Genomic DNA, 23,006 nt, shown 5'->3' with positions numbered 1-23,006 from the left:
CACCTACAACGGCCGCACTGCGACCGCGAAGGTGACCGATCAGGCGCCGGGTGCGGGCATCAACGACCTCGACATGTCCCCGGCGCTGTTCAAGTACTTCGCCGACAAGGGCCAGAGCTCGCTCTCCGGCGTGAGCTGGTCCTTCACGGAATCCAAGCCCACGCCTGGCGGGACCACGAAGGCCCCGACGCCGAAGCCGAACAGGACCACGAAGGCGCCGACGCCGAAGCCCTCCGGGACCACGAAGGCGCCGACGCCGAAGCCCTCCGGGACCACGAAGGCGCCCACGCCGAAGCCCTCCGGGACCACGAAGCCCCCCACGCCCAACCCCAGCAGGACCCCGTAGGGCCGGGCGGCTAGGGTGGGCCGGTGATCATTCCGCTGCCGCACGGCGACTTCCGGGCCTACCTGTTCGACTGCGACGGGACCGTCGCGGACTCCATGCCGGTGCACCACCGGGCCTGGAGCCGGGCCGTCGGCGAGTGGGGCGGCGAGTTCCCCGAGGACCTCTTCTACGCCTGGGGCGGGCGCCCCGTCGCCGACATCGTGGTGGACCTGAACGAGCGTCAGGGCCTGGCGATGCCGGTCGCCGAGGTGGCCCGGCGCCGCGAGGAGTTCTACCGCGAGCTGCTCCCCGAGGTCACCCTGGTCCCCGGGATCCTGCCGCACGTCGAGGAGGCCCACCGCAAGCTCCGCTCGGCGGTGGTCTCCGGCAGCACCCGCGAGTCCGTCGAGGCCTCGCTGAAGGCGCTCGGCGTGGACGGCATGTTCGAGACGTTGGTCTGCGCCGAGGACGTCACCCAGGCCAAGCCCGACCCGGAGGGCTTCCTGCTGGCCGCGTGGCGCCTAGGCGTCGAGCCGCGGCACTGCCTGGTCTTCGAGGACTCGGTGCTCGGCCTGCGGGCGGCCGCCGCGGCCGGGATGGCCGCCGTGGACGTGCTGGCCCCGCGCACCTGACCGGCCGTCACCAGGCCCGGCCCGCCGGGAGGCCGGCCAGGCCTGGGGCGGAGAGGTGCAGCACCTCGTAGCGCTCCTCGTCCGTGGTGTCTGCGGTGCGGGCCTCGGCCAGCAGGACGAAGCGGAGCAGCTGCCAGTGGTGCGGGTCCAGCGCCAGCGCGGCAGTGTGCACGTCCTCTCGCCGAGCCAGCCCGGCCAGCTCCTCGACCTCCCGGGCGATCAGCTCGGAGAGGCCGAGGCCGGTGCGGTCCGGGTCGGAGTCCACGGGCACGGCGGTCAGCCGGCGGGAGGCGGCCCGGGGTACGGCCGCGCGGGCCGGGCCGGCGTGGCAGGCGATCCCGGTCCAGTGCAGCGCGGCCGGGCGGCCGAAGTCCCGCACGATGTTCTGGAAGCCGCCCCCGCCGACCAGGAAGCGGGCCATCTCCCCGGTGTCGTTCCAGAGGTAGAACGGGGCGTACTGGTTCACCGGCGAACCCTGCTCGCCGCGCTCGCGGATCAGGTAGGCCTTCAGGCCCAGCCCCGCCCGGTCGTCCAGGACGTGCCCACCGGCCGCCACCCGCCCGCGGATGATCCCCATGTCGTAGTCGGCGGGCAGGGTGAGCTCGTACTGCTTGGCGTACACGGTGGAGCCTCTCCAGCAGCGGATGGTGTGACGGGCCGTCAGGCGGTCACCCTAGATGCTCTTCGTACCGCGACGCTCCCGTACGGCAGGATGTCCCGGCAGACGTGTCACCCCAGTGAAGAGAGGCGGTACCCATGTACCCACCCGCGCCCCGGCCACCGTACTTCGAACGGGCCTGGTGGTGGCTGCCGAAGGACGAGCGGCGGGCCAGGCGCGAGCGGCGCCGGGCCTGGGAGCGCTACAAGTCGCAGCAGAAGAAGGACAAGGACAACGACTGCTGCGACGCCCTCGACTGCGTGGGCGACTGCGCCGACCCCTGCCTGATCGCGCTGATCCCGGTGGTCTTCACCTCCGGCCTGCGGGCCGCACTGACCGCCCACCGCGCGCCCCGGCTCCCCGGCGGCCGCCCGGCGGCCTTCCTGCACGGCGCGGTGCAGCACTACCGCACCCGGATCAGCCCCACCCGCCCCGTCTGCTGCCCCTACACCCCGAGCTGCTCCACCTACGCCGTCCAGGCCCTGCACCGCCACGGCGCCCTGCGCGCCACCCGCCTGACGGCCGGTCGCCTGCTGCGCTGCCGCCCTGGCACCCGGGGCGGCGCCGACCCCGTCCCGGAGAACTAGTGCCGGGCACGGCACTAGTCCAGGGGCAGCGCGGTGAAGAGCGCCTCGGTGAACGTGGTCACCCCGGTGAAGCCGAGGCGCTCGTACAGGCGGACGGCGGTGGCGTTGTCGGCGCGGACGTTGAGCCCGATGTGGTCCGCCGTCTCCGCCAGCCGCCGGCAGAGGGCGGCCACGCAGGCCGCCGCGGCGCCGCGCCCGCGCAGCTCGGGCAGCGTGGTGACGTTCCCCAGCACCGCCACCCGCTGCGCCGGCGACCACGCGTGCACCCCGGCCACCGCGGCCAGCCGGCCCTCGTGCCGGACCCCGAGGTACTGGCCGGTGTCCAGCATCCGGTCGTCGAACCAGTTGCCGGGGTAGGCGGCCGCGAACAGGCCCAGCAGCTCCGGGAGTTCGTCCCGCCCGAGCACGGCCGGCTCCCACTGGCCGGGCCGGTGCGCGGCGACGGGGCTGCGGTCCGGGTCGGTGAGCACCATCCGCAGCAGGGTGTCGCGGCCGCTGACCCGGTACGAGCCTTCGAGCACCTTGACCGCGCCGTCCGGCAGGTGCCCGATGAACCGCCGCGGTAGCACCGGCAGCAGAGCGGCCGCCAGCTCCTCCGCCCCCGCCGCCCGCTCCGGCCGGGCCGACACCAGCACTGTCGGGACGTCGCCGACGGAGTACAGCAGCGCCACCGGGCCCTCGTCCTCGACGGCGTACCAGCTGGTGTGCGGCCACAACAGGTCGTCCAGGTCACCGAGTTCGAGCAGGTGCGGCGCGGGGTCACTGAGCAGCCGGGCACCGAGGGCGGCCCGGTCGTGAAGGCTGTGCAGGGAGCGCGGAGACATCCCGGCAGCCTACCCGGGTGATCAGCTGACGGATCGTCGGGATTCGCCGTCAAGGGTGCTCCTGCGGTGATACGTTGCGCTCAGGCAATGGGTCGTTTGCACAGGAAAAGGTGTGGGACTCTTGCCGAATTGCCCGTATACGTACGGTCTGGTCCTGGAGCCGGCCGTTCGCGACTGGCTCCACGGCCTCCGCCGCACGGACCGTGCCTCCCTTGACCAGGTCGCCGCCGCGATCACGGCACTGCGCCGGACGGGCCCGGCCCTGGGCCGGCCGCTGGTCGACCGGATCCGCCACTCCTCGATGCCCAACCTCAAGGAGCTCCGCCCCGGTTCGGCGGGCGGCAGCGAGATCAGACTGCTGTTCGTGCTGGACACCAGGCGTCGAATCGTCATCCTGGTGGCGGGCGACAAGCAGGGGCAGTGGCAGTCTTGGTACCGCACGGCGATCCCGCTGGCGGAGGAGCGCTACCGCAGCCACCTCCGGCGAACCGAGGAACAGGCGGACCGATGACCGAGCCCGGCGAGTACGGCGACGAGGCCGAGTTCCTCGCCGAGTTCTACCCGGAGTCGTCCGACGCCGAGCGGATCACCCGCGAGGCCGACCGGCTGGTGGCCGAGCACCGTGGGCGGGTCCTCGCGGAACTGCGACGGCTGGCCGGTACCGGCTCCGCGGATCTCGCGCACGCCATGGGTGTCGACCCGTCCCGGGTGGTGGCGGTCGAGTCGGGCGCCGAGTCGACGGTGGGTCCGGTGCTCTCCTACGTCGCGGCCCTGGGCGGGCACCTCGTCGTGGAGACCGTGCTGCCCGAGGGCCGGCGGCTCGGATTCGAACTCCCACCGCCGGACTCCCCGACAGCCGCCGCAGGAGCCTTCGACGACTGGAGCGACCGCTGCCGGGCGGCGGTCTCCACGGTCGTGGCGGCAGCCGTGCCTGCGCTGCCGACGGCCGGGGAGGTGGCCGCCGTGCTCCGCGCACCCCGCGAACGGTGGCCCGCCGTTGGGCCGGAGAGCGCGGCCGTGGAGGTCCTGCTGATCGCCGTCGTCGGCGGCTGGCGCGCGGAGATCGCCTGACCGGCCCGGCCCGGCCCGGCCCGGCCGCGCCGTCAGTTGTAGGTGCCGGGGAGGACCGGGACGGTGGGGCGGTAGCGCGCGGCGGCCACGTCGGCGGGGGAGGGCCCGGGGCGGCGCTGGTCGGTGTGGTGGCTGGGGCGGTTGCCGACCTGGGTGACCCAGTGCAGGGCGGTCCTGACGGTCGCGATGACGTGCTTCACGTGCTCACGTCCGGGGCTCAGGTGGAGTGGTTCCACTCCCTCGGTGATCACGCTGGGCGCGTCCGCCCGCCGTTCGGAAGGGAGTTGAGCGGAACCTGAGGTGGGGCGTCTTCGGCCGGTCAGGCGGGTGCGCCGTTGAGGTGGCCGAAGGGGACGTGGACGCTGGGGGTGGTGCGGGCGGTGGCGGCGAGGTGGGCGGCCTGGTCGTCGAAGAACAGGTGCGGGCGCAGCACCGCCATGATGGCGGCCTTGTCCACGCCGCCGAGGAAGAACGCGTCGTTCACCCGCACGCCCCAGCGCTTCAGACTCATGACGGCCCGTTCGTGGGCGGGGGCGTTGCGCGCGGTGACGAGGGAGACCCGGACCCGGGGCCGGTAGGACGGGTCCTTCAGGTGCTCCTGCTCCTCCCGGAGCTGGATCCGGTTGACCGCCGCCAGGAAGTCCTTGAGCGGGCCGGCGTCGTGCGGGACGTCGGCATTCGCCCGCTCGTGCTCGCGGAAGCCGGCCAACCCGTCGGTCTGGTAGACGAGTTCCGAGGCGTCGGTGGCGAGTATGCCGTCGAAGTCGAAGGAGATCCGCAGCTCCTGGTCGTCCGCGTCCCCGCCGTCGGCGTCCTCCGGGATTCCTTCCGGGCCGAGCACGTGCCCGGCGGGCAGCCCCGCCCGGACGGCCTCGCGGACGTCGTCCTGGTTGGCGGAGAGGAAGAGCGACATGTTGAGGGCCGGCATGAAGCGGTGCGGCGAGCGGCCCTGGGTGAAGATCGCCCGGCTGATCGGCAGCCCGTGGGCCTCGATCGACCGCATGACCCGCAGGCCGGTGTCCGGGTCGTTGCGCGAGAGCACGATGACCTCGACCGGCGGATCGTCCGGGTCGAGGTCGTTGAGCGCCAGCAGCCGGCGGACGAAGGGGAAGGCCGCTCCGGGGCGGAGCCTGTCGGCCAAGTGCCGCTCCTGGTACGCCCCGTAGCCCTCCTCGCCCTCCTCGCGGAAGACCGCGTCGGACTCGCCGAGGTCGAACAGGGCACTGGAGGCGACCCCGAGCACCAGCCGCTCCGCCAACTCGTACGCCACCCGTCAGCCCTCCGTCCTCCCGGCCCCGCTCTGCCCGGCCATCATCGCACCTGCGTGCGACGCGGACGGGTGCGGGCCCGCGCGGACGGAGGGAGGGCTGACGACGCGTCACCGCTTGGTGGAGAAGACCTCCAGCTGGGCCTTGGCCTGGGCCTCGACGGCCAGCTGGGCGCCGATCATGACCTGCGGGGAGCCGGTCTCCTTGGACGGGCAGAAGCGGGCGTCCTTGACCGGGACGGAGATGAAGATGGCCTCCTCGTTCCGGACCAGGACCAGCTGGTTGCCCGTCGCGCACTCGGCGTTGGGCGCGCTGGGCGGGGAGGAGAGCCAGCTGACGGCCTGGAACAGGGTCTCGCCGGGGCCGAGGACGGTCGCCTTCGACCGGTCGGTGACGAACTTGACGTCGCCGATCACGCCGGTGACCAGCTTGTGGAAGGTGCCGGCCCCGTCGGTGCGGACGTCGGCCGGGCCGTACAGCTTGCAGGGCTTGGCGGAGACGTTGGTCAGCTTGATGACGCCGGACCAGCGCGGAGCGGCGCTCTTGTCCAGCCCGGTCAGCACGCCGGTGACGTCGGTCTCCTTCTCCGACCCGCCGCAGGGCTGCGCCTCGGGCCGGATGGTGGAGCTGGGGGTGTCCGACGCGGTGGTCTTCGGGCCGGTGCCGGCGCTGGTGGCCGGGTCCGGCGTGGAGACGGCGGGCGCGGGGCCGGAGGCCGTCGCAGAGGTCTTGGCGTCACCGGCCGCCACCGGGGTCCCGGTGGAACTGCAGGCGCTGAGCGCGAGGACCGCGCAGGCCAGGGCGGTGGTGGCGGTGAGGTGACGGTTCTTCAAAGAGGGCTCCCAGGACGGTGAACGGCCCGCCGCTCGGACGGGCCCACCTCCTGTACGTTCCGGGCGGGCCGTTCGGTTGCACCAGCGCGCCGATTTCCTGTCGGTGCCCCGTCAGCCGCTGCCGGCTGCCGAGCCGCCTCGCGCGACACCGGTCACCGGTCTGTCGGATCTGCTTGACCGCGGTACTGATTAGGCGCCATATTACTTCTCGTGACCCCACAGTCCGAGTTCGACCCTGGCGCCCCGAGCCTCGATCAGGCACGCCGTCAGATCTCCCGCTACGGCCTCTCGGTCGACCCGCAGGCGGTGCTGGTCGCGGCCAGACTGATGGCGGCCGGTGCGAGGGTCGGCCAGGCCGGCGAGGTGCACTTCGGCCGCTTCGGCCTCTCCACCGGCCGGTACCGGCTGCTCGCCGACCTGGAGGACCACGGCGGTGAGAAGTCGCCGTCCCAGCTCGCGGCCGGCCTCGGGGTCTCCCGGGCGACCGTGACCGGGCTGGTCGACGGCCTGGAGCGAGAAGGCCTGGTGGCCAGACGCCCGTCCGTCGAGGACGGGCGGGGCAATGTGGTGGTCCTCACCGCGCGCGGGGCCGACCGGCTGCGCGAGCTGGCGCCGGAGCACTTCGCCCGGATGCAGGCGATGGTCGGCGGGCTCTCCGAGGAGGAGCGCGCCACCTTTCTCGACCTGCTGGCCCGCGTGGCGGCGGGCATCGACGCACTCACCGAGGACTGACTCCCGTTCAGGCGGGCCGCACGGCGGCCCGCCTTCCTTCGACCCTGATAGTTAGGGACCTAAGTACAAATCTTAGGGCTCCCGTCGACCAATGGAAAGAGACCGTTCATGAGCACGAGAACTCCGGACGCTCCGGCGCCGTACGTCCTGTGGAAGGAGGTGCTGCCCGCCTACGTCATGCCCGCCGTGATGGCGAGCGCCGGCGGCTTCGCCTCCGGCCAGCCGCAGTTGGTGGTCGCCGCCCTGACCACCATCGGCGGCACCTCCGCCCTGGTGGCCGGTGCCCTCACCGTCGCGCTGCACCGCCGCCCCGTCCCCGCTCGCCCGCCCAGGATCCCCCGGCTGCTCGCGGCCCTCGCGGTCGGCCTCGCCGGCGCCGCGGCGGGCCTGGCTGTCGGCCTCGCCGCCTCGCAGCTGCTGCCGCTGATCCCCGCGCTCGACGGCAGCCCCTGGCCCGGGCGGCTGCCCGCCGACTTCGCGATCTCCTCCGCGATAGCCGGCACCATCGCCACCTTCCGCTGGCGGGGCAGTCGCGCCACGTCCCTTCCCACCGCCGAGCCCACCGAGGCTCCCCTCCTGGAACGGCAGCCCTCGTGATCGTCGTCATGGGCGCCGCCGGCGCCACCGGCAGTGCCACCCTGCACGCGCTCGCCGCCCGCGGCGTGCCGACCCGTTCCCTCACCCGCGACCCGGCGGGGCTCGCCGCCTCCCTCGACGGGCCGGTCCGCGCCACCACCGAGGTCCTGGCCGCCGACGCCGCCGACCCGGACTCCCTGCGGGCCGCCTTCAAGGGCGCCGACCAGCTCTTCCTCACCATGGCCAACGGCCCTCAGCAGGTGCGGTACGAGCTCGACGCCGTCGAGGCGGCCGTCGACAGTGGGATCCGACACATCGTCAAGATCTCGGCGCCGGCCGCCGAACCGGACTCACCGGTCGAGATCTCCCGGGGCCACCACCTCATCGAGGAACGGCTGCGCGCGACCGGCGTCACCGCCACCGTCCTGCGGCCGTACGCCTTCATGCAGAAGCTGCTGCTCCTGGCGCCCGGCATCGCCGCCGCCGGAGTGGTGGCCGGTGCGATGGGTGTGGCGCGCTGCAACTACGTGGACGTCCGCGACATCGGTGAGCTGGCCGCGCAGACGCTCACCCGCCCCGACCTGGCCGGCGGGACGTACCCGCTGACCGGCCCCCGGGCCTACAGCTACCCCGAACTGACCGAACTGCTCGGGGAGTTGCTCGGCCGCACGGTCCGCTACGCGGACCTGGGCCCGGACGGGCTCCGGGCCCACCTGGTCGAACGGGCCGGGATGCCGGGGTGGCTGGCCGCCCACGTGGTGGAGATCCAGCAGCTGGCGGTGGTCCGGGAGGAGCGGCCGGACGAGACCTTCCGGCAGGTCACCGGACGGGACCCGCGCACCCTGGAGGCCTTCCTCGCCGAGAACCTCCACCGCTTCCGCTGACCGCGGGGCCGGGGGCGCGGCGGGGGCTCGGCGGGGGCGCGGTCCTCCCTTCGGGTGGGTTGAGGTTCGGTGGGTGCCGGTGGCGGGCAGAGCCCGTTCCGTGACGAACTCATCCTCCGCACCCTCCGAGGGGCGCCGCCCGCGTCCCCGCCGCCGCCCGTCCCGGCCCGCCGCCGGCGTGCTGGCGCACCGAACCGCCGTACCGCCCCGGCCCGCCGGCCGTGGCGGATGCTGCCGGACCTGGTCGAGCGAACGCCGCGAGCGGGGCGGCCAGGTGGTGCGCACCACCTGGCACGAACCGGCCTGCGCCGTCGCGGTGGGCAGCCACCGGTGACGGGCCCGTCGGACCGTCACGACCCGGCCGGCGGCGGTCGGTTCGCCGCCGGGAGCACGGCGGTCCGCCGGGACGTCCACGGCGGACGGGTCTGGACGGCGATGCCGCACCGGGTGCTGGCCGACGACGGCGACCGCCTGGACCTGGCCTACTGGCCGGGCATCACCAGCCTCGCCCCGACCACCTGGATCGCCTCGCTGGCACCTGGCGGGGAGGGCGACCGGGAGGCCAGACGTGGTGAGGGCCTGGACGAGCTGGCGGCCGGCACCTGGACCCTCGAGCCCTACCGGTGGACCGGCACCGCCCTGCGCAGCACCTTCCTGGAGGGCGAGCACTTCTCCGTCCACCGCTTCCAGCACGCGGCCTCCGGCGAGCCGATCCGTTGGTACGTCAACTTCGAACTCCCCTTCCGCCGCACCGCCGCCGGGATCGACACGATGGACCTCGCCGTGGATCTGGTGGCCGAGCCCGACCTCTCGGCCCACAGCTGGAAGGACGAGGACGAGTACGCCCGGATCCGACGCCTCGGGCTGGTGGACGACCGGCTGCACGCGCGGGTGGAGCTGGCGCGGGAGCGGGCCCTCGGCATGCTCCAGGACCGCGTCGGCCTCTTCGCGGAGCCCTGGCGGGAGTGGGCGCCCGACCCGTCGTGGCCGGAGCCGGTCCTGCCGGAGGGCGCCGGGAGGGCCTGACGGCTCGGCCGAACGGGTGGGTTCGGGGCCGTCGCGGTCTGGTGTTCGGCCGAAAGGGTTACGGAGCGTGACTTTCTGTTGAGCCGTTTGCCATGATCGGACTCATGCGAACCTTCGGTAAGGCGTTCGGCGCCTTCATTGCTGCATGCGCTCTCTCGGCCCTCCCCACCACCGCCTTCGCGGACAACGCCGCCGGCCAGTCCGGCAGCGGCAACGTCGCCATCGGCCAGGGCTCGGGCGCCGACGGCGGTGGGGTCTCCTCCAACTACGCCAACGTCACCTCGGTCACCGCCACCGGCTCCAACGTCGGCAACAACCTCGACCTCTGGCCGGGCGCCGTCCTGGTCGTACCGACCGCTCACTGACGCCTGACGCCCGCCCCATCTGAGACCACCCCGAGGGTCCCGGCCGTAGCGCTACGGCCGGGACCCTCCGTCGTTCCCCGCGCTCCTCCCCGTCCGAGGCCGACGGTCGGCGGAAGCCGGGAGATCGCTTGCTAGGGTCTGATCCTGACTTCCCCTGCGGCCGAGGGACCGGAGGGCAGGTGGGAGCACGTTCGGGAGGTCGGTCCCGGGCGGTCTGAGACGGCATCAGAGAGGGATCAGGAGACGGACATGACCGGTGCCTCGCCGCAGCAGACCCCGGACGCGATCGACACGCTGCTCGGCGCCGGCCCGCGCCGGGCCGTCCCGCTCCCCGAACCGGCCGAGCGCAAGCGCCTGCGCACCGAGTACGGCCTGACGAAGGCGGAGACCGCCGCGGCCCTGGACGTCAGCGCCGGGACGCTCACCGCCTGGGAGTCCGGGCAGCGCGAACCGCAGGGGGAGGGGCGTGCGGCGTACGCCCGCCTGCTGGAGGGCATGGCCGCCCGCCTCACCCCGGCCCAGCCGACGCCCGCCCCCGCCGCGCCTTCCGTTCCGTCAACTTCCGTGCCTGGTACGGCCGGTGAGGTCGTGGTGGAACTGGACCGTACCGAGGCGGGGGAGTTGGTGGTGGCGGAAACGCAGGCGTGCGTGCGCTGCGGCCGTCCGACCCCGTACCGCGCGCAGGGTCGTCCGGTGCACATGGGCGGTTGGTGCACCCCGGCCACCACCGCTCCCGCCTCCGTCTCTCCGTCGCCGACTCCCGCTGCGCCGAGCCCTCGCAAGGCCGCGCCTCCCCGTGGCTCCGCGCCCAAGAAGTCCGCCAAGTCCGCCGCCACACAGGATGATTGGGCGCAGGCCGCGGCCGCCCGCTTCCCGGCCGGTCCGCTCGCCGTGCTCGACGTCGCCGCCGACGGCCGTGGCCTGGTGGCGTACCTCGCGGACGGCTCCCCGGCCGCGACCGCGCCGTCCGCCCGTACGGTGGCCGCCGCCGTCGAGTGGGCGCTGGAGGCCGGTCTCGGGCAGGGGAGGCTGCACCGGCACGGCCGCGACGGGGATCCGCTGCTGATCCTCACCGACGCGGCGCTGGCCGAGCTCGGCCTGCCCCGGGCGGGCCGGGACGAGAAGCAGGACTTCGTCCCCCGGCTGGGCCAACTCCCCAAGAACCACAAGGCGGTGAAGGCGCTGGAGAAGGCGGGTTGGCTGCTGACCCAGCGTGGGTTGGGCCCCTGGGCCCGGATCTACCGCACGCCGCAGGACGGCCGCCGTCAGTGTGTCCAGCTCTGTGTGCCGGCTTGGGGTGCGCTCGCCTCTGGTGGTTGGGTGGTGCCCGAGGGCCTGGATGCCTCGGGTCTGGCCCGGTTGCTCGGGACGTACGCCACCCGGGTGCTGACCCCGCGCGGGTCGACGGCGGTCAGCGGCCTGGAGCTGGTCACCTCGCTGCGTCCGCCGACCCGCCCGGTGCGGACCGAGAGCGGGTGGGCCTCCGGTGTGGTGGAGGGTTCCCGTACGCGTGCCTTCGACGCCGCGCCGCCGGAGGTGCCCGACGTTCACCCGCTGGCCCAGGAGCGGGACGAGCTGGGGGAGTTGGTGACGGAGGCGTGGGACTGGCACCGGTCGCTCACTCCGGCCGAGAGCGTGCTGCCGTACGCGGTCGGGCTGGACGTCAACATGGCTTTTCTCGCCGCCGCCGGCCGCCTCACCCTCCCGCTGTCCGGGCCGGTGCACGAGCTCGCTCCGGCCTTCGACAAGCGGATCCCGGGCAGTTGGCTGGCCGACCTCTCCGAGGTCCCGGTGGACCCGCTGCTGCCCAACCCCTTCACTCCGGACGGCAGTTGCCCGACCGGCCCGGCCTGGTACAGCACCGTCAAGCTCGCCTACGCCGCCGAGCTCGGCCACCCCGTCCAGCCGGCCGAGGGCTGGCTGCGGCACGAGTCCGGCCCGTACCTCGACCCCTGGCACAAGCACCTGCGGCAGGCCTACGTCGACACCATGGCCGCCCTCGGCGTCCCGCTCGACCTGGCCGACGGCGATCCGGTCGGTTTCCTTGACGCGATGGCGGGCTTGCGGACGGTCGGTGACCCGGTCGAGCTCGCGGTGCTGAGCGCGGTGAAGCAGACCGCGAAGGGCACGATCGGCAAGTTCCGTGAACGTCCGCGCGGCCACGGTTACCGCCCGGGGGAGCGCTGGCCCGCGCTGGAGCGGCCCACCTGGGACCCGTTGATGCGGGCCCTGGTCATCGACACCGCCACCGTCAATCTGCACCGCAAGCTGCGCAAGGCCGCGGCGGAGGGCCGCCACGCCTTCGCGGTGCTGTCCGACTGCGCGCTTTTCGCCTCTCCCGGCCCGGGTGCGCTCGATGTCCTCACCCGGCCCGACGGGACCCTCGGCACCGCGCTGCGCCTCGGCGTCAGCCCCGGGCACGTCAAGCACGAGGGCACCCGGCCGATGGCCGAGATCGCCGCGCTGCTCGCCGACGGCACCAACCCCGCACGCCACATCAAGACCGGCGGGGCGGTCTCCGCCGACGAGTAGATCCTGTCTGACGCCCTGTCACCATCACCGGTACGAGGAGGAGCCCCAGCGTGGGGGAGATCGACGAAGGCCTGGAGCGCGTGGAGCGCACCCGGCCGATCCCGCAGTCCCTGCCCGCGCGGCTGCGGTTCCTGCTCAAGGGTCACAAGGGCTCGACCAAGGCACTGGCGGCCGAACTGGGCGTCTCCCAGCGCACGGTGCAGCGCTGGCTCAAGGGCACGTCCGCCCCCAAGCCCGCCGCCGCCGAGCGGGTGGAGCAGCGGGTGCGGGCGAAGTGGCAGCCGAGGGTCCGTCAGCGGGTGCGGCGCGAGGCGGAGAAACGCGGCTTCATGCTCCACCTCCAGGCCCGCTTCGGCTTCACCGCCGCCGTCGGCTCCACCGACGACCCCCGCCCGCGCACCCTCACCCAGCTGATGCCGGGCGAGGTCGCCTCCCGCCTGTACGCGGCCCGCGACGCCGGGGCGAGCGAGGCCCAGCAGGAGCAGATCCTCGCCGACGCCCTCGGCGAGCACTACTTCAAGGACGGCGGCCACCGCGCCGCGGGCCTCGGCGTTGAGCTGACCGGCCTGGAGTGGATCGACATCGAGCGCCTGTAGCGGCCAAGGCCGACCGGCAATCGGGGGGCGGCGTCGCGACGCCGGGGCACGCACCTCGCCGGCTTCTCCTCAGTCGCCGATGCTCCGCATGGACTCTCCCCCAGCCTTCGGCCGGGGGGACCCCCTTGTCGGCGCCGCCGAGCCACGCACCCCAACGCCGCTCCTTCTCCCACCCCCCGGTGAGGTCGTGCCCGCTGCCGGTCGCCGGTTGCGACCGATGATGTGCGATCGGGCACGCAACGGTGGGCTCCGCTGCTAGCCTGCGGCCATGTCCAAGGACGCGGACCTGCTGTTGCGTGCCGTGGCGTCGCGGGCCGCCGGCTCGGGTTCGCCGGTGGTGGTGCTCTCCGGGGTCAGGCGCGGGCTGGGTATGACCGACCAGCGCTTCGCCGCCGCCCTGGCGCGCTGCCGCGACCGCCGTCACGTGGCCGCGGTGGAGGGGGCCGGGCCCGGCACCGTGGCCCTGACGCGGGTCGGCAGGATGCGGGCGCTCCGGCTGGAGGAGGCCGCCAAGCCGAAGAGCCGGCGGGCCTGGGAGTTCCGGGAGGAACTGCTGCGCTGGGTGGCCGACCACGACGCGGGCGGCGGGGCGGTGATGGGCCGTCAGTGGGTCGAGGGCGGGCCCAGGGGCACCACGAGACGGCCGTTCGGTCCGAAGGTGGACTGGGCCGTGGTGGAGATGGCGTACCTGGACCTGGCCGAACGCGGGCTGCTCAGGGTGGGCCCCGTGCGCACCGGTCCGGGTGCCGGGACGGACCGGGTGGAGCTCACCCTGACGGTGGCCGGCCGGGACCTCGCGTTCGCGGACCGGCCCCTGGACGAGGCCCTGACGGGCCCTCAACCCCTGGGAGCGGGCAGCATGACGATCGAGAACGCGGCCATCTTCAGCGGGCCCGTCACCGCTTCGGCGGTGGCGGTCGGCACCCGCAACACGGCCACGGCGAGCGGCAACCAGGTCGGTACCGACGTGGCCCAGCTGGTCGGGGTGCTGCGCGCCCTGGGGCCCCGGCTCGACTGAACCACCGGGCCGGCCGGGCCGGCTGCCGCCCCGCGCCCCGTCGGCTCGTACCCCGTCGCCGGGGCCGGCCCTTCCGGATCGCCAACGGCACCCCGGTGCGGACCCGGACCCACGCCCCGGCCCTCTGGGAGGCCGAGCCTGCGGCCGTCCCCGCCGAGCTGCTGCTGCGACCCACCGACGGTCACGGCGTCTGCGTGTCTACGGTCACCGCCCGCAACCGCTCCGGGGCGGCCGAGCAGCAGCTGACCGTCTCCTACCGACCGTCAACTCCCCACCGGTGGGCGCCGTCCGGACCCGGGCGGCGCCCGAAATCCTGCTTGCCGGGGCAGGGCCCGACCTCGCATCATCGGCGGATGGACGACACGCCGAACCGCCTCCCCGCCACCCTGCCCGCACTGCGCTCCGCGGCGCGCGAAGCCGGCTTCATCATGTCCAGCGAGGACCGCACCGGGAGCCTGCTGGCCGCACTCGCAGCCGCCCGCCCGGCCGGCCGGATCCTCGAACTCGGCACCGGCGTGGGGGAGGGCACCGCCTGGCTCCTCGGCGGCATGGACCAGGACTCGCGGCTGACCACGGTCGAACTCGACCCCGCCCTCCAGGAGTTCGCCCGGCAGCAGCTGGGCGCCGACCCGAGGGTGGGCTTCGTCGCCGGGGACGGCGGCGCCTGGCTGGAGGAGTACGACGGCCCGCCCTTCGACCTCGTGTTCGCGGACACCTGGCCCGGCAAGTTCACCCACCTCGACCGGGCCCTCGCCCTGGTGGCCCCCGGTGGGACGTACCTGATCGACGACCTCTTCCCGCAGCCCGGCTGGCCGGAGGGCCACCAGGCCTCCGTCGAACGGCTGTTGGCCGAGCTGGACGGGCGGGACGACTTCCGGTGCGTCCGCCTGGCCTGGGCGAGCGGACTCCTGATGGCGGTGCGGACCGCCTGACGGCCGGGGCCGGCGCCGTCAGTGCCGGCCGCCGGGCCCGGCGGGGGCGTCGGGGTCGCCGAGCGAGAGGTGGGAGACGATCCGGTAGCGGTCGCCCCGGTAGAGCGAGTGGACGTACTCGACCGGGAGGCCGGTGTCGTCGGTGGTGAGGCGCTCGACGTGCAGGGCGGGGGAGAGCACCGGGACGTCGAGCAGCCGGGCCTCCTTCTCGCTGACCACGGTGGGCTCCATCCACTGGGTGGCCTCGTGCACCCGGACGCCGTGGGCGTCGCGCAGCAGTTCGTAGAAGTCGCCGCTCTCCAGCTGCTCGGCGCGCAGTCCGCCGACCAGGGCGGCCGGCAGGTGCAGGTACTCGATGGCCATCGGCTCGCCGTCGACCAGGCGCAGCCGGGCGACGTAGAGGATCTCGACGGCGGGGGAGAGGTTGAGCTTGCGGCCGACCCGGGCGCCTGCCCGGACGGTCGAGAACTCCAGGACCCGGCTGGTCCAGGTGCCGCCGGCGCGCGGCAGGACGAAGGTGTGGTCCTCGGTGGCGGCGGCCAGCTCCTGGGTGATCTTCGCGGGGGCCACGAACATGCCCCGGCCGTGCTCGCGGACGATCAGACCGGTGGAGACCAGTTCGTCGACGGCGGAGCGCAAGGTCGGGCGGGAGACGCCGAGTTGGTCGCAGAGGGTGCGCTCGGAGGGGATCGGGTCGCCGGGCGAGCGCGACTCCACGTAATCCCGCAGGTAGTCGCGGACCCGGGTGCGCTTGTACGCGGGACCGGAGGTCTCGCCGCTCATGCCGTGCGCCCTTCCTCTCGTGGTCGAACCAGCGGTGAGCGTAGCCGAGACCTGACCAGTGCGCACCATCCGCCCCTGCCGGAGGCCTTGACGGCCCAACTGGTCTATGCCACATTCCTTACCAGTCAGCGCCACTGGTAAGTTTTCCACCCCTTCCCCCATGAGGTGACGTCTCCGTGAGACCCTCCGCACCACCGCTCCGCCTGCTCATCGCCGCCACCGCCCTGGCCACCCTGGCGGGCTGCTCCTCCGCCGGTCAGTCGAGCGAAAGCTCCTCGGGCACCCAGGAGTTGACCGTCTGGATCATGCGTGACACGGTCACCGACGGCTACCTCCAGCGGTTCCGCGCCGACTTCGAGTTGAGCCATCCGAACCTGAAGCTGAACGTCCAGATCCAGGAGTGGGACGGCATCGGCCAGAAGGTGACCAGTGCCCTGGCCAGTAAGGACGCGCCGGACGTCATCGAGGTCGGCAACACCCAGGTCGCCCAGTACGCGGCCAGCGGCGGCGTGCACGACCTCACCGACAAGGTCACCGAGCTGGAGGGCCGGGACTGGATCCCCGGCCTCGCCGAGCCCGGGCGGATCGACGGCAAGCAGTACGGCATCCCCTGGTACGCCGCCAACCGCGTGGTGATCTACCGCAAGGACCTCTTCGAGCAGGCCGGCGTCACCGCCCTGCCGAAGACCCGCGAGGAGTGGCTGGCCACCACCGAGAAGCTCAACTCCGGTGGCAACGAAGGCATCTACCTGACCGGGCAGACCTGGTACGCGCTGGCCGGCTTCATCTGGGACGAGGGCGGCGACCTGGCCGTCAAGGGCCCGGACGGCAAGTGGAAGGGCGCCCTGGACACCCCGCAGGCCCGGGCCGGCATCGACTTCTACCGCCGCCTCCAGGCGCTCGGCAAGGGCCCGAAGGACGCCGACGAGGGCAAGCCGCTGCAGGCCGAGGTGTTCGCCAAGGGCCGCGTCGCCCAGGTGATCTCCACCCCCGGCGGCGCCAACGCCATCGTCAAGGCCAACCCGGAGCTCAAGGGCAAGCTCGGCTTCTTCCCGGTCCCCGGCAAGAGCGCGGCCAAGCCCGGCGCGGTCTTCACCGGCGGCTCCGACCTGGTCGTCCCCGAGTCCTCGCGGCACCAGGACGCCGCCTACCAGGTGGTCAAGGCGCTGGCCGGGGCCAAGTGGCAGACCGAGATGGCCAAGGAGATGAGCTACGTCCCCAACCGCACCTCGCTGGCCGGCGCACTGGCCGGCGACGAGGGCGCGGTGGCCATGGCGGCCGGCGCGGTCAACGGCCACGCCACCCCCAACTCGCCCAACTGGGCCGCCGTCGAGGCCAACAACCCGATCAAGCAGTACATGACCCAGGTGCTCACCGGCGCCGACCCGGACGCGGCCGGCAAGACCGCCTCCGACGCCATCACCAAGGCCCTCAACAGCTCGTCCTGACCGGGAGTCAACCGCCGTGCCCACCGCCGTGCCCACCACCCGACCGCCGGTCCGCAGCCGGGTCGGCCCCTACCTGCTGATCGCCCCCACCGTGGTGGGCGCGGCGTTCCTCCTGCTCCACCCGCTCGCCCGGAACCTGCTGATCTCCTTCCAGCACTTCCGGATGGCCGAGCTGATCCGCGGCGACGCGCCCTGGGTCGGGTTCGCCAACTACACCGAGGTGCTGGGCGACCCCGAGTTCTGGCGGGTGGTCCGCCGCACGCTGGCCTGGACGGCGCTGAACACCGCGCTGATCACCGTGCTCGGCACCCTCACCGCGCTGCTGCTGATCCGGCTCGGCCGCCGGATGCGGCTCGCGGTGATGAGCGCCCTGGTCCTCACCTGGGCCACCCCGGTCATCGCCGCGACCACCGTCTTCCAGTGGCTCTTCCAGTCCCGCTTCGGAGTGGTCAACTGGGCCCTTGACCAGTTGGGCCTGCACGGCTTCCGCGACTACGCCTGGTTCGCCCACGAGGACGCCACCTTCGCCGTACTGGTCGCGCTGGTGGTCTGGCAGTCGGTCCCGTTCACCGCCCTCACCCTCTACGGCGGACTGACCACCATCCCCGGCGAGCTGTACGAGTCCGCCCGCCTGGACGGCGCCGGGCCCTGGCAGACCTTCCGCCTGGTCACCTTCCCCGTCCTGCGCCCGCTGTTCGCCCTGGTTACCTCGCTGGAGGTGATCTGGACCTTCAAGTGCTTCGCGCAGATCTGGGTGGTCAGCCAGGGCGGCCCGAACAGCGCCACCACCACCCTGCCCGTCTACGCCTTCCAGATCGCCCAGTCCCTGCACAAGTACGACCTCGGGTCGGCGGTCTCCACCCTGACGGTGCTGATCCTGCTCACCGCCCTGGTCGCCACCCTGCGCCGGATGCACCGTCAGGAAGCCGAGGAGAACCCGTGATCCCCACCCTGCGGCAGCTGCGACGCCTGCCGCTCAACCTCGCCGGCCTGGCCGTCCTCGCGGTCTGCGCCTTCCCGGTGTACTGGATGGCGATCACCGCGCTGAAGCCCACCGCCGAGATCCAGGCCGACACCCCCACCTTCCTCCCGCTGCACCCCACCCTGGAGCACTTCCGCACCGCCGTCTCCGCCCCCGGCTTCGGCACCTTCTGGCGCAACAGCCTGCTGGTCACCGGCGCCTCGGTGCTGCTCGCCCTGCTGGTCGCGCTGCTCGCCGCGTTCGCCGTCGCCCGGCTGCGCTGGCACGGCCGGCGCGCGTTCCTGCTGCTGGTGTTCACCGCGCAGATGGCGCCCTGGGAGGCGCTGCTGATCCCGATGTACGTGATCGCCCGGGACACCGACCTGCTGGACAGCCTCACCATGCTGACCCTGGTCTACTTCATGACCACCCTGCCGTTCACCATCGTCACCCTGCGCGGCTTCCTGGCCGCCGTCCCGGTGGAGCTGGAGGAGGCCGCCCGGGTGGACGGCTGCACCCGGCCGCAGGCCTTCCGCCGGATCACCCTGCCGCTGCTCGCCCCCGGCCTGCTCTCCACCTCCCTGTTCGGGTTCATCACCGCCTGGAACGAGTTCGCCTTCGCCAACACCCTGATCATCAAGAACCAGGACGCCCGCACCCTGCCGGTCTGGCTGTCCTCCTTCGCCAACGTCTTCGGCACCGACTGGGGTGCCACCATGGCCGCCGCCGTGCTGTTCATGCTCCCCGTGCTGCTGGTCTTCCTGATCCTCCAGAACAAGGTCACCGCCGGCCTGACCGCCGGCGCCGTCAAGGGCTGACCGTCCGTCAGGAAGCCCCGATCCCAGGAGAACGCCCCGTGATCCTCCCGACCCCCGTGCGGGCCCGCCGCACCGCCGGCCGGTTCACCCTCGACGACGCCACCGCCGTCCGCGCCGAACCCGCCGCCCGCCCGGCCGCCCGGCTGCTGCGCACCCTGCTCGCCCCCGCCACCGGACTGCCGCTGCCCGTCTCCCCGGACGGCGCCGTGGTCCTCGCCCTCGACCCGGCCGTGCCCGGCGCCGAGGGGTACCGGCTCAGCGTCACCCCCGAGGGCGTCCGGCTGGCCGCCGCCCGTCCCGCCGGACTGCTGCACGGCATCCAGACGCTGCGTCAACTCCTGCCGCCAGAGGCCCTCCAGGACTACCCGGCACCCGGCACGGCCTGGACCCTGCCCTGCGTCGAGATCGCCGACCGGCCCCGCCACCCCTGGCGCGGCCTGATGATCGACACCGCCCGGCACTTCCAGCCGGTGGACCGCCTGCTGCGCACCGTCGACCGGATGGCCCTGCACAAGCTCAACGTGCTGCACCTGCACCTGACGGACGACCAGGGCTGGCGGCTGCCGGTCGACGCCTACCCCCGGCTGGTCGAGATCGGGTCGGTCCGGGCCCGCTCCATGCTCGGCCAGGCCGGCTCCGACCGCTACGACGACCGGCCGCACGGCGGCTCGTACACCAAGGCGGAGCTGCGCCACCTGGTCGCGTACGCCGCCGAGCGCGGGGTGCGGGTGGTGCCCGAGGTCGAGATGCCCGGCCACGCCCGGGCCGCGCTGGCCGCCTACCCCGAGCTCGGCAACCGGCCCGAGCTGCAGCTGGACGTGTGGACCGAGTGGGGCGTGTGCGAGACCGTCCTCGGCGTCCACGAGGGCGTGCTGGACTTCTGCCGCACCGTCCTCGACGAGACCATGGACCTCTTCCCGTCCCGGTACATCCACCTCGGCGGCGACGAGTGCCCCACCACCGAGTGGGAGACCACGCCGGGCGCGCTCGCCCGCACCGCCGAACTCGGCCTCGCCGCACCGAAGGAACTGCACGGCTGGTTCCTCGCCCAGGTCGGCGCCTACCTGATGGCCAACGGCCGCCGCCCGGTCTGCTGGGCCGAGGACAGCTCCTCCTCGCTGCCGCCCGAGTTCACCGTGATGCCCTGGCGCGACGCCGACCACGGCCTGGCCGCCGCCCGGCGCGGCCACGACGTGGTGATGGCCCCTCACCTGTCCACCTACCTGGACTACCCGCAGAGCGACTCCCCGCACGAGCCGCCCGGCCAGGCCGGCGCCGTCGTCGACCTGCGCTCCGTCCACGCGGGCGATCCGGCCACCGCGCACTGGGCGCCCGCCGACACCGCCCGGGTGCTCGGCACCCAGGCCCAGCTCTGGACCGAGTTCGTCACCACGGAGGAGCAGTACGACCACCTGCTCTACCCCCGCCTGCTCGCCCTCGCCGACCGCGCCTGGAACCCGGCGGGCGACTGGGCCACCGACTTCCTGCCGGCCCTGCGCGACCACGCCCCCCGGCTGGCCGCGATGGGCATCACCACGGGCAGGTAGAACCGCACCACCCGCACTACCCCGCACCACCTGCACCGCAGTACGTCCCGCACCCCCCGCACCCCCCCCACGCACCCCCACGGAAAGGGATCCCGTGTCCGCACGACTGCGCATACCCGCCGGCGCCCGCACCGCGCTGGCCGCCGCCACCGCCGCCGCACTGGTCGGCTCCGGCCTCGTCCTCGCCGGATCGGCGGCCGCGGCCGCCGACGCGCTCACCGCCCAGTACCGCACCAGCGCGAGCGGAGCCACCGCCGACCAGTCCGAGCCCTGGCTGCAGCTCACCAACACCGGCACCACCACCGTCCCGCTCAGCGGCACCACGCTGCGCTACTACTTCAAGTCCGACGGCCCGTCGGTGAGTTACCGCTTCGCCTGCTCCTGGGCGGTCAAGGGCTGCGGCAACATCACCGGCACCTTCGGCACCCTGGCCAGCCCCACCGCCACCGCCGACCGCTACCTGGAGATCGGCTTCACCTCCGGCGCCGGCTCGCTCGCCCCCGGCCAGTCCACCGGCGACATGCAGCTGCGCTTCTACCGCTCCGACTGGCAGACCCTGACCCAGGCGGACGACTACTCCTTCAGCTCCAGCCAGACCTCGTACGCCAACTGGAGCAAGGTCACCGTCCAGAAGAACGGCGCACTGATCTGGGGCACCGCGCCGGCGGGCAACGACCCCACCCCGTCGCCCTCCCCGTCCCCGTCCGGCTCGACCTCCACCCCGCCGGTCGACCCCAAGGCCCCCGCGCTGTTCGACGACTTCGCGTACGGCAGCAGCTCGGACGCCGCGATCCAGCAGCACGGCTGGACCGTCAAGTCCGGCCAGGGCGGCCCCGGCGTCCCCGGTGCCACCTGGTCGCCGCAGGACGTCACCTTCGCCGGCACCGGCGCCGCAGCCGTGATGAACCTCAAGCTGACCACCGACGGCACCGCCGCCGGCACCCGCGAGACCGAGATCCAGACCACCGCGCGCAAGTTCAAGAACGGCACCTACGCGGCCCGGGTCAAGTTCAACGACAACCCGACCGGCGGCCCCGACGGCGACCACGTCAACCAGACCTTCTTCACCTTCACCCCGCTCAACGCCCCGATGGACCCCAACTACGGCGAGCAGGACTTCGAGTACCTGCCCAACGGCGGCTGGGGCGAGCAGGGCAACATCATGTACGAGACCTCCTGGGAGACCTACAACCCGGACCCGTGGAACGCCGTCAACGCCCACGGCGAGCAGCGGCAGTCCTACGACGGCTGGCACGACCTGCTGCTGACCGTCGACAACTCCGCCATCACCTACTGGATCGACGGCCAGGTCGTCGCCACCCACGGCGAGCCCTACCTGCCCGAGACGCCGCAGTGGATCGACTTCAACCACTGGCTGATCGACCTCAACGGGCAGACCTCGTCCACCCCGCGCTCCTACAACGAGCAGGTCGACTACGTGTACTTCGTCAAGGACCAGGTGCTGACCCCGGCCCAGGTCTCCTCGAAGGTCGCCGGCTACCGCTCCGCCGGCACCACCTTCACCGACACCGTCCCCGGTAGCTGACCTCCCGGCTCCCCGACCCCTCCCACCCGGCGGGGACGCCCGGCCGCACCCGTGGCCGGGCGGCCCCGCCGGGCTCCGCCAAGCGGATTGGTCATCCGCTTCTGCTAGGATCGGTGGAAGTGGATGACATATCCGATTCTGGGGAGGGTGCATGCGCAAGACGGCCGTGGTGACGGCGGGGACCGGGGGGATCGGGTTGGAGACGGCTCTGGGCCTGGCCGCCGCGGGGTTCTCGGTGACGGTGGTCGGGCGGGACACGGAGCGTGGTGCGCGGGCGGTGGAGCGGATCGACGCGGTGGGCCGGTCGGGTCCGGCCCGGTTCGTGCGGGCCGACCTCGGCTCGCTCGGGGAGGTCCGTACGCTCGCCGCCCGCCTCGCAGAGGAGCCGCTGACGGTGCTGGTCAACAACGTCGGCGCGATGTTCCCGCGACGGACGGAACTGGACGGCGTCGAGGCCACCTTCGTGGTCAACCACCTCTCGCCGTACCTGCTGACCGAACTCCTGCTGCCGGCCCTGACGGCCGCCGCGCCGAGCCGGATCGTGAACGTCACCTCGGGCGCGGTCGGCCTCGCCAAGCGGCGGTTCGACGCGGCCGAACCGCCCGGCGGCTACTACGGCTTCCACTGGTACGGCCGCGCCAAGCTGGCGCACCTCGCCCACACCCTCGACCTGGCCCGGCGCCTGGACGGCACGGGCGTCTCGGTGTTCGCCGCCGACCCGGGCGGCGCCGCGACGCGGATGACCGACGACACCCTGAACGACCCGGCGATCGTCTCGCCCGCGCTGCGGCTGCTCTGGCCGCTGGTACGCCGCCGGTTCGAGCGCTCGACCTCGGGCCCGGCCGCCGTGGCCGCCCGCCCGTCGATCACCGCCGCCACCGACCCGGCCCTCGACGGGCGGACGGGCGTGCTCCTCGGCCCCGACGCGCGGCCGCAGGCACCGCCGCGCGCCGCCGCCGACCCCCGGATCGCGGCAGCCGTACGGCGGTTGGGCCAGCGGTACGCACCGGCTCCGGGACGGGCGGATGAGTCATCCGATTAGCA

27 protein-coding genes are annotated in these 23,006 nt (G+C 73.5%); 20 read left to right on the top strand and 7 right to left on the bottom strand.

The window, feature by feature from the left end; genetic code table 11:
- Positions 1-39 precede the first annotated feature (39 nt).
- Positions 40-321, bottom strand: a complete 282-nt coding sequence (locus tag ACZ6ZR_RS31680) for a hypothetical protein (protein WP_465648234.1) — start codon at positions 319-321, stop codon at positions 40-42.
- Positions 322-369: 48 nt separating this feature from the next.
- On the opposite strand from ACZ6ZR_RS31680, the gene ACZ6ZR_RS31675 reads away from it, so the two are divergent.
- Positions 370-957 (top strand): HAD family hydrolase, encoded by a 588-nt coding sequence (locus ACZ6ZR_RS31675; protein ID WP_465648233.1) that lies wholly within the window; start codon positions 370-372, stop codon positions 955-957.
- A 7-nt stretch (positions 958-964) separates the two neighbouring features.
- Here the strand turns inward: ACZ6ZR_RS31675 and ACZ6ZR_RS31670 are convergent, their stop codons facing one another.
- Positions 965-1,579 carry a DUF4865 family protein gene (locus tag ACZ6ZR_RS31670; RefSeq protein WP_465648231.1) on the bottom strand — a complete coding sequence of 205 codons (615 nt, stop codon included), beginning with the start codon at positions 1,577-1,579 and terminating at the stop codon, positions 965-967.
- 134 nt (positions 1,580-1,713) lie between these two features.
- Here ACZ6ZR_RS31670 and yidD point away from each other — a divergent pair, with 134 nt between their 5' ends.
- Positions 1,714-2,202: a membrane protein insertion efficiency factor YidD gene (gene yidD / locus ACZ6ZR_RS31665; RefSeq protein WP_465648229.1), complete on the top strand. Its 489-nt coding sequence runs from the start codon at positions 1,714-1,716 to the stop codon at positions 2,200-2,202.
- Between the two features lie 14 nt (positions 2,203-2,216).
- On the opposite strand, the gene ACZ6ZR_RS31660 is transcribed toward yidD, so the two are convergent.
- Positions 2,217-3,026: a GNAT family N-acetyltransferase gene (locus tag ACZ6ZR_RS31660; protein WP_465648227.1), complete on the bottom strand. Its 810-nt coding sequence runs from the start codon at positions 3,024-3,026 to the stop codon at positions 2,217-2,219.
- A 121-nt stretch (positions 3,027-3,147) separates the two neighbouring features.
- Here ACZ6ZR_RS31660 and ACZ6ZR_RS31655 point away from each other — a divergent pair, with 121 nt between their 5' ends.
- Both ACZ6ZR_RS31655 and ACZ6ZR_RS31650 read left to right on the top strand, forming a co-directional pair.
- Entirely contained in the window at positions 3,148-3,537 is a 390-nt protein-coding gene (locus ACZ6ZR_RS31655; protein WP_465648225.1) for a type II toxin-antitoxin system RelE/ParE family toxin, read from the top strand.
- Positions 3,534-4,097 (top strand): helix-turn-helix domain-containing protein, encoded by a 564-nt coding sequence (locus ACZ6ZR_RS31650; protein WP_465648223.1) that lies wholly within the window; start codon positions 3,534-3,536, stop codon positions 4,095-4,097. Before ACZ6ZR_RS31655 ends, ACZ6ZR_RS31650 begins: the two co-directional genes overlap by 4 nt.
- A gap of 32 nt (positions 4,098-4,129) precedes the next feature.
- Here ACZ6ZR_RS31650 and ACZ6ZR_RS31645 read toward each other — a convergent pair whose 3' ends face one another.
- From ACZ6ZR_RS31645 to ACZ6ZR_RS31635, 3 genes are all read right to left on the bottom strand, one after another.
- On the bottom strand, positions 4,130-4,297 hold the full coding sequence (locus tag ACZ6ZR_RS31645) for a hypothetical protein (RefSeq protein ID WP_465648221.1): 168 nt from the start codon (positions 4,295-4,297) through the stop codon (positions 4,130-4,132).
- 119 nt (positions 4,298-4,416) lie between these two features.
- A complete protein-coding gene (locus tag ACZ6ZR_RS31640; protein ID WP_465648219.1) occupies positions 4,417-5,367 on the bottom strand; it encodes a 5'-nucleotidase in 951 nt (316 codons plus the stop codon).
- Between the two features lie 108 nt (positions 5,368-5,475).
- A complete protein-coding gene (locus tag ACZ6ZR_RS31635; protein ID WP_465648217.1) occupies positions 5,476-6,198 on the bottom strand; it encodes a hypothetical protein in 723 nt (240 codons plus the stop codon).
- A gap of 210 nt (positions 6,199-6,408) precedes the next feature.
- Between ACZ6ZR_RS31635 and ACZ6ZR_RS31630 the strand changes: the two genes are divergently transcribed.
- From ACZ6ZR_RS31630 to ACZ6ZR_RS31585, 10 genes are all read left to right on the top strand, one after another.
- Entirely contained in the window at positions 6,409-6,930 is a 522-nt protein-coding gene (locus ACZ6ZR_RS31630; protein WP_465648215.1) for a MarR family winged helix-turn-helix transcriptional regulator, read from the top strand.
- 108 nt (positions 6,931-7,038) lie between these two features.
- Positions 7,039-7,527 (top strand): hypothetical protein, encoded by a 489-nt coding sequence (locus tag ACZ6ZR_RS31625; protein WP_465648213.1) that lies wholly within the window; start codon positions 7,039-7,041, stop codon positions 7,525-7,527.
- Positions 7,524-8,390 (top strand): NmrA family NAD(P)-binding protein, encoded by an 867-nt coding sequence (locus tag ACZ6ZR_RS31620; protein WP_465648211.1) that lies wholly within the window; start codon positions 7,524-7,526, stop codon positions 8,388-8,390. The genes ACZ6ZR_RS31625 and ACZ6ZR_RS31620 overlap by 4 nt, the downstream gene beginning before the upstream one ends.
- A gap of 100 nt (positions 8,391-8,490) precedes the next feature.
- Complete coding sequence (locus ACZ6ZR_RS31615; protein ID WP_465648209.1) at positions 8,491-8,724, top strand: hypothetical protein; 234 nt, start codon at positions 8,491-8,493, stop codon at positions 8,722-8,724.
- Positions 8,721-9,416 (top strand): ribonuclease FAU-1 family protein, encoded by a 696-nt coding sequence (locus ACZ6ZR_RS31610; RefSeq protein ID WP_465648207.1) that lies wholly within the window; start codon positions 8,721-8,723, stop codon positions 9,414-9,416. Before ACZ6ZR_RS31615 ends, ACZ6ZR_RS31610 begins: the two co-directional genes overlap by 4 nt.
- Positions 9,417-9,520: 104 nt before the next feature.
- The gene (locus tag ACZ6ZR_RS31605) at positions 9,521-9,781 is read left to right on the top strand and encodes a hypothetical protein (RefSeq protein WP_465648206.1); all 261 of its coding nucleotides are present in this window, start codon (positions 9,521-9,523) and stop codon (positions 9,779-9,781) included.
- A 249-nt stretch (positions 9,782-10,030) separates the two neighbouring features.
- Positions 10,031-12,313, top strand: coding sequence for a telomere-associated protein Tap (gene tap, locus ACZ6ZR_RS31600; RefSeq protein WP_465648204.1), 2,283 nt, complete (start codon positions 10,031-10,033; stop codon positions 12,311-12,313).
- 50 nt (positions 12,314-12,363) lie between these two features.
- Positions 12,364-12,909, top strand: a complete 546-nt coding sequence (tpg, locus tag ACZ6ZR_RS31595) for a telomere-protecting terminal protein Tpg (RefSeq protein ID WP_465648202.1) — start codon at positions 12,364-12,366, stop codon at positions 12,907-12,909.
- Between the two features lie 268 nt (positions 12,910-13,177).
- On the top strand, positions 13,178-13,927 hold the full coding sequence (locus tag ACZ6ZR_RS31590; RefSeq protein ID WP_465648200.1) for a hypothetical protein: 750 nt from the start codon (positions 13,178-13,180) through the stop codon (positions 13,925-13,927).
- A 353-nt stretch (positions 13,928-14,280) separates the two neighbouring features.
- A complete protein-coding gene (locus ACZ6ZR_RS31585) occupies positions 14,281-14,859 on the top strand; it encodes an O-methyltransferase (protein ID WP_465648198.1) in 579 nt (192 codons plus the stop codon).
- A gap of 18 nt (positions 14,860-14,877) precedes the next feature.
- On the opposite strand, the gene ACZ6ZR_RS31580 is transcribed toward ACZ6ZR_RS31585, so the two are convergent.
- Positions 14,878-15,642, bottom strand: coding sequence for a GntR family transcriptional regulator (locus tag ACZ6ZR_RS31580; RefSeq protein WP_465648196.1), 765 nt, complete (start codon positions 15,640-15,642; stop codon positions 14,878-14,880).
- A gap of 176 nt (positions 15,643-15,818) precedes the next feature.
- Between ACZ6ZR_RS31580 and ACZ6ZR_RS31575 the strand changes: the two genes are divergently transcribed.
- The 6 genes from ACZ6ZR_RS31575 to ACZ6ZR_RS31550 all read left to right on the top strand — a co-directional run bounded on the left by ACZ6ZR_RS31575 (position 15,819) and on the right by ACZ6ZR_RS31550 (position 23,004).
- Positions 15,819-17,090: an extracellular solute-binding protein gene (locus ACZ6ZR_RS31575; protein WP_465648194.1), complete on the top strand. Its 1,272-nt coding sequence runs from the start codon at positions 15,819-15,821 to the stop codon at positions 17,088-17,090.
- A 16-nt stretch (positions 17,091-17,106) separates the two neighbouring features.
- Positions 17,107-18,033, top strand: a complete 927-nt coding sequence (locus tag ACZ6ZR_RS31570; protein WP_465648192.1) for a carbohydrate ABC transporter permease — start codon at positions 17,107-17,109, stop codon at positions 18,031-18,033.
- 86 nt (positions 18,034-18,119) lie between these two features.
- Positions 18,120-18,869 carry a carbohydrate ABC transporter permease gene (locus ACZ6ZR_RS31565; RefSeq protein ID WP_465648294.1) on the top strand — a complete coding sequence of 250 codons (750 nt, stop codon included), beginning with the start codon at positions 18,120-18,122 and terminating at the stop codon, positions 18,867-18,869.
- A 20-nt stretch (positions 18,870-18,889) separates the two neighbouring features.
- Positions 18,890-20,416, top strand: a complete 1,527-nt coding sequence (locus tag ACZ6ZR_RS31560) for a beta-N-acetylhexosaminidase (protein WP_465648292.1) — start codon at positions 18,890-18,892, stop codon at positions 20,414-20,416.
- A gap of 94 nt (positions 20,417-20,510) precedes the next feature.
- Positions 20,511-21,962, top strand: coding sequence for a cellulose binding domain-containing protein (locus ACZ6ZR_RS31555; protein WP_465648191.1), 1,452 nt, complete (start codon positions 20,511-20,513; stop codon positions 21,960-21,962).
- A gap of 151 nt (positions 21,963-22,113) precedes the next feature.
- Complete coding sequence (locus tag ACZ6ZR_RS31550; RefSeq protein WP_465648189.1) at positions 22,114-23,004, top strand: SDR family NAD(P)-dependent oxidoreductase; 891 nt, start codon at positions 22,114-22,116, stop codon at positions 23,002-23,004.
- The last annotated feature ends 2 nt before the right edge of the window (positions 23,005-23,006 follow it).

It is taken from the genome of Kitasatospora sp. NPDC088742 (assembly GCF_055584905.1).
Note: the sequence above shows the minus strand (reverse complement) of the source record. Positions and strands in the feature narration are given on the sequence as shown.

What these genes read in the sequence shown, in the direction of transcription:
- yidD (WP_465648229.1), top strand. Translation starts at nt 1,714, where the DNA reads ATGTACCCACCCGCGCCCCGGCCACCGTACTTCGAACGGGCCTGGTGG.
- ACZ6ZR_RS31660 (WP_465648227.1), bottom strand. Translation starts at nt 3,026, where the DNA reads ATGTCTCCGCGCTCCCTGCACAGCCTTCACGACCGGGCCGCCCTCGGT.
- ACZ6ZR_RS31650 (WP_465648223.1), top strand. Translation starts at nt 3,534, where the DNA reads ATGACCGAGCCCGGCGAGTACGGCGACGAGGCCGAGTTCCTCGCCGAG.
- ACZ6ZR_RS31625 (WP_465648213.1), top strand. Translation starts at nt 7,039, where the DNA reads ATGAGCACGAGAACTCCGGACGCTCCGGCGCCGTACGTCCTGTGGAAG.
- ACZ6ZR_RS31605 (WP_465648206.1), top strand. Translation starts at nt 9,521, where the DNA reads ATGCGAACCTTCGGTAAGGCGTTCGGCGCCTTCATTGCTGCATGCGCT.
- tap (WP_465648204.1), top strand. Translation starts at nt 10,031, where the DNA reads ATGACCGGTGCCTCGCCGCAGCAGACCCCGGACGCGATCGACACGCTG.
- ACZ6ZR_RS31590 (WP_465648200.1), top strand. Translation starts at nt 13,178, where the DNA reads ATGTCCAAGGACGCGGACCTGCTGTTGCGTGCCGTGGCGTCGCGGGCC.
- ACZ6ZR_RS31585 (WP_465648198.1), top strand. Translation starts at nt 14,281, where the DNA reads ATGGACGACACGCCGAACCGCCTCCCCGCCACCCTGCCCGCACTGCGC.
- ACZ6ZR_RS31580 (WP_465648196.1), bottom strand. Translation starts at nt 15,642, where the DNA reads ATGAGCGGCGAGACCTCCGGTCCCGCGTACAAGCGCACCCGGGTCCGC.
- ACZ6ZR_RS31565 (WP_465648294.1), top strand. Translation starts at nt 18,120, where the DNA reads ATGGCGATCACCGCGCTGAAGCCCACCGCCGAGATCCAGGCCGACACC.
- ACZ6ZR_RS31550 (WP_465648189.1), top strand. Translation starts at nt 22,114, where the DNA reads ATGCGCAAGACGGCCGTGGTGACGGCGGGGACCGGGGGGATCGGGTTG.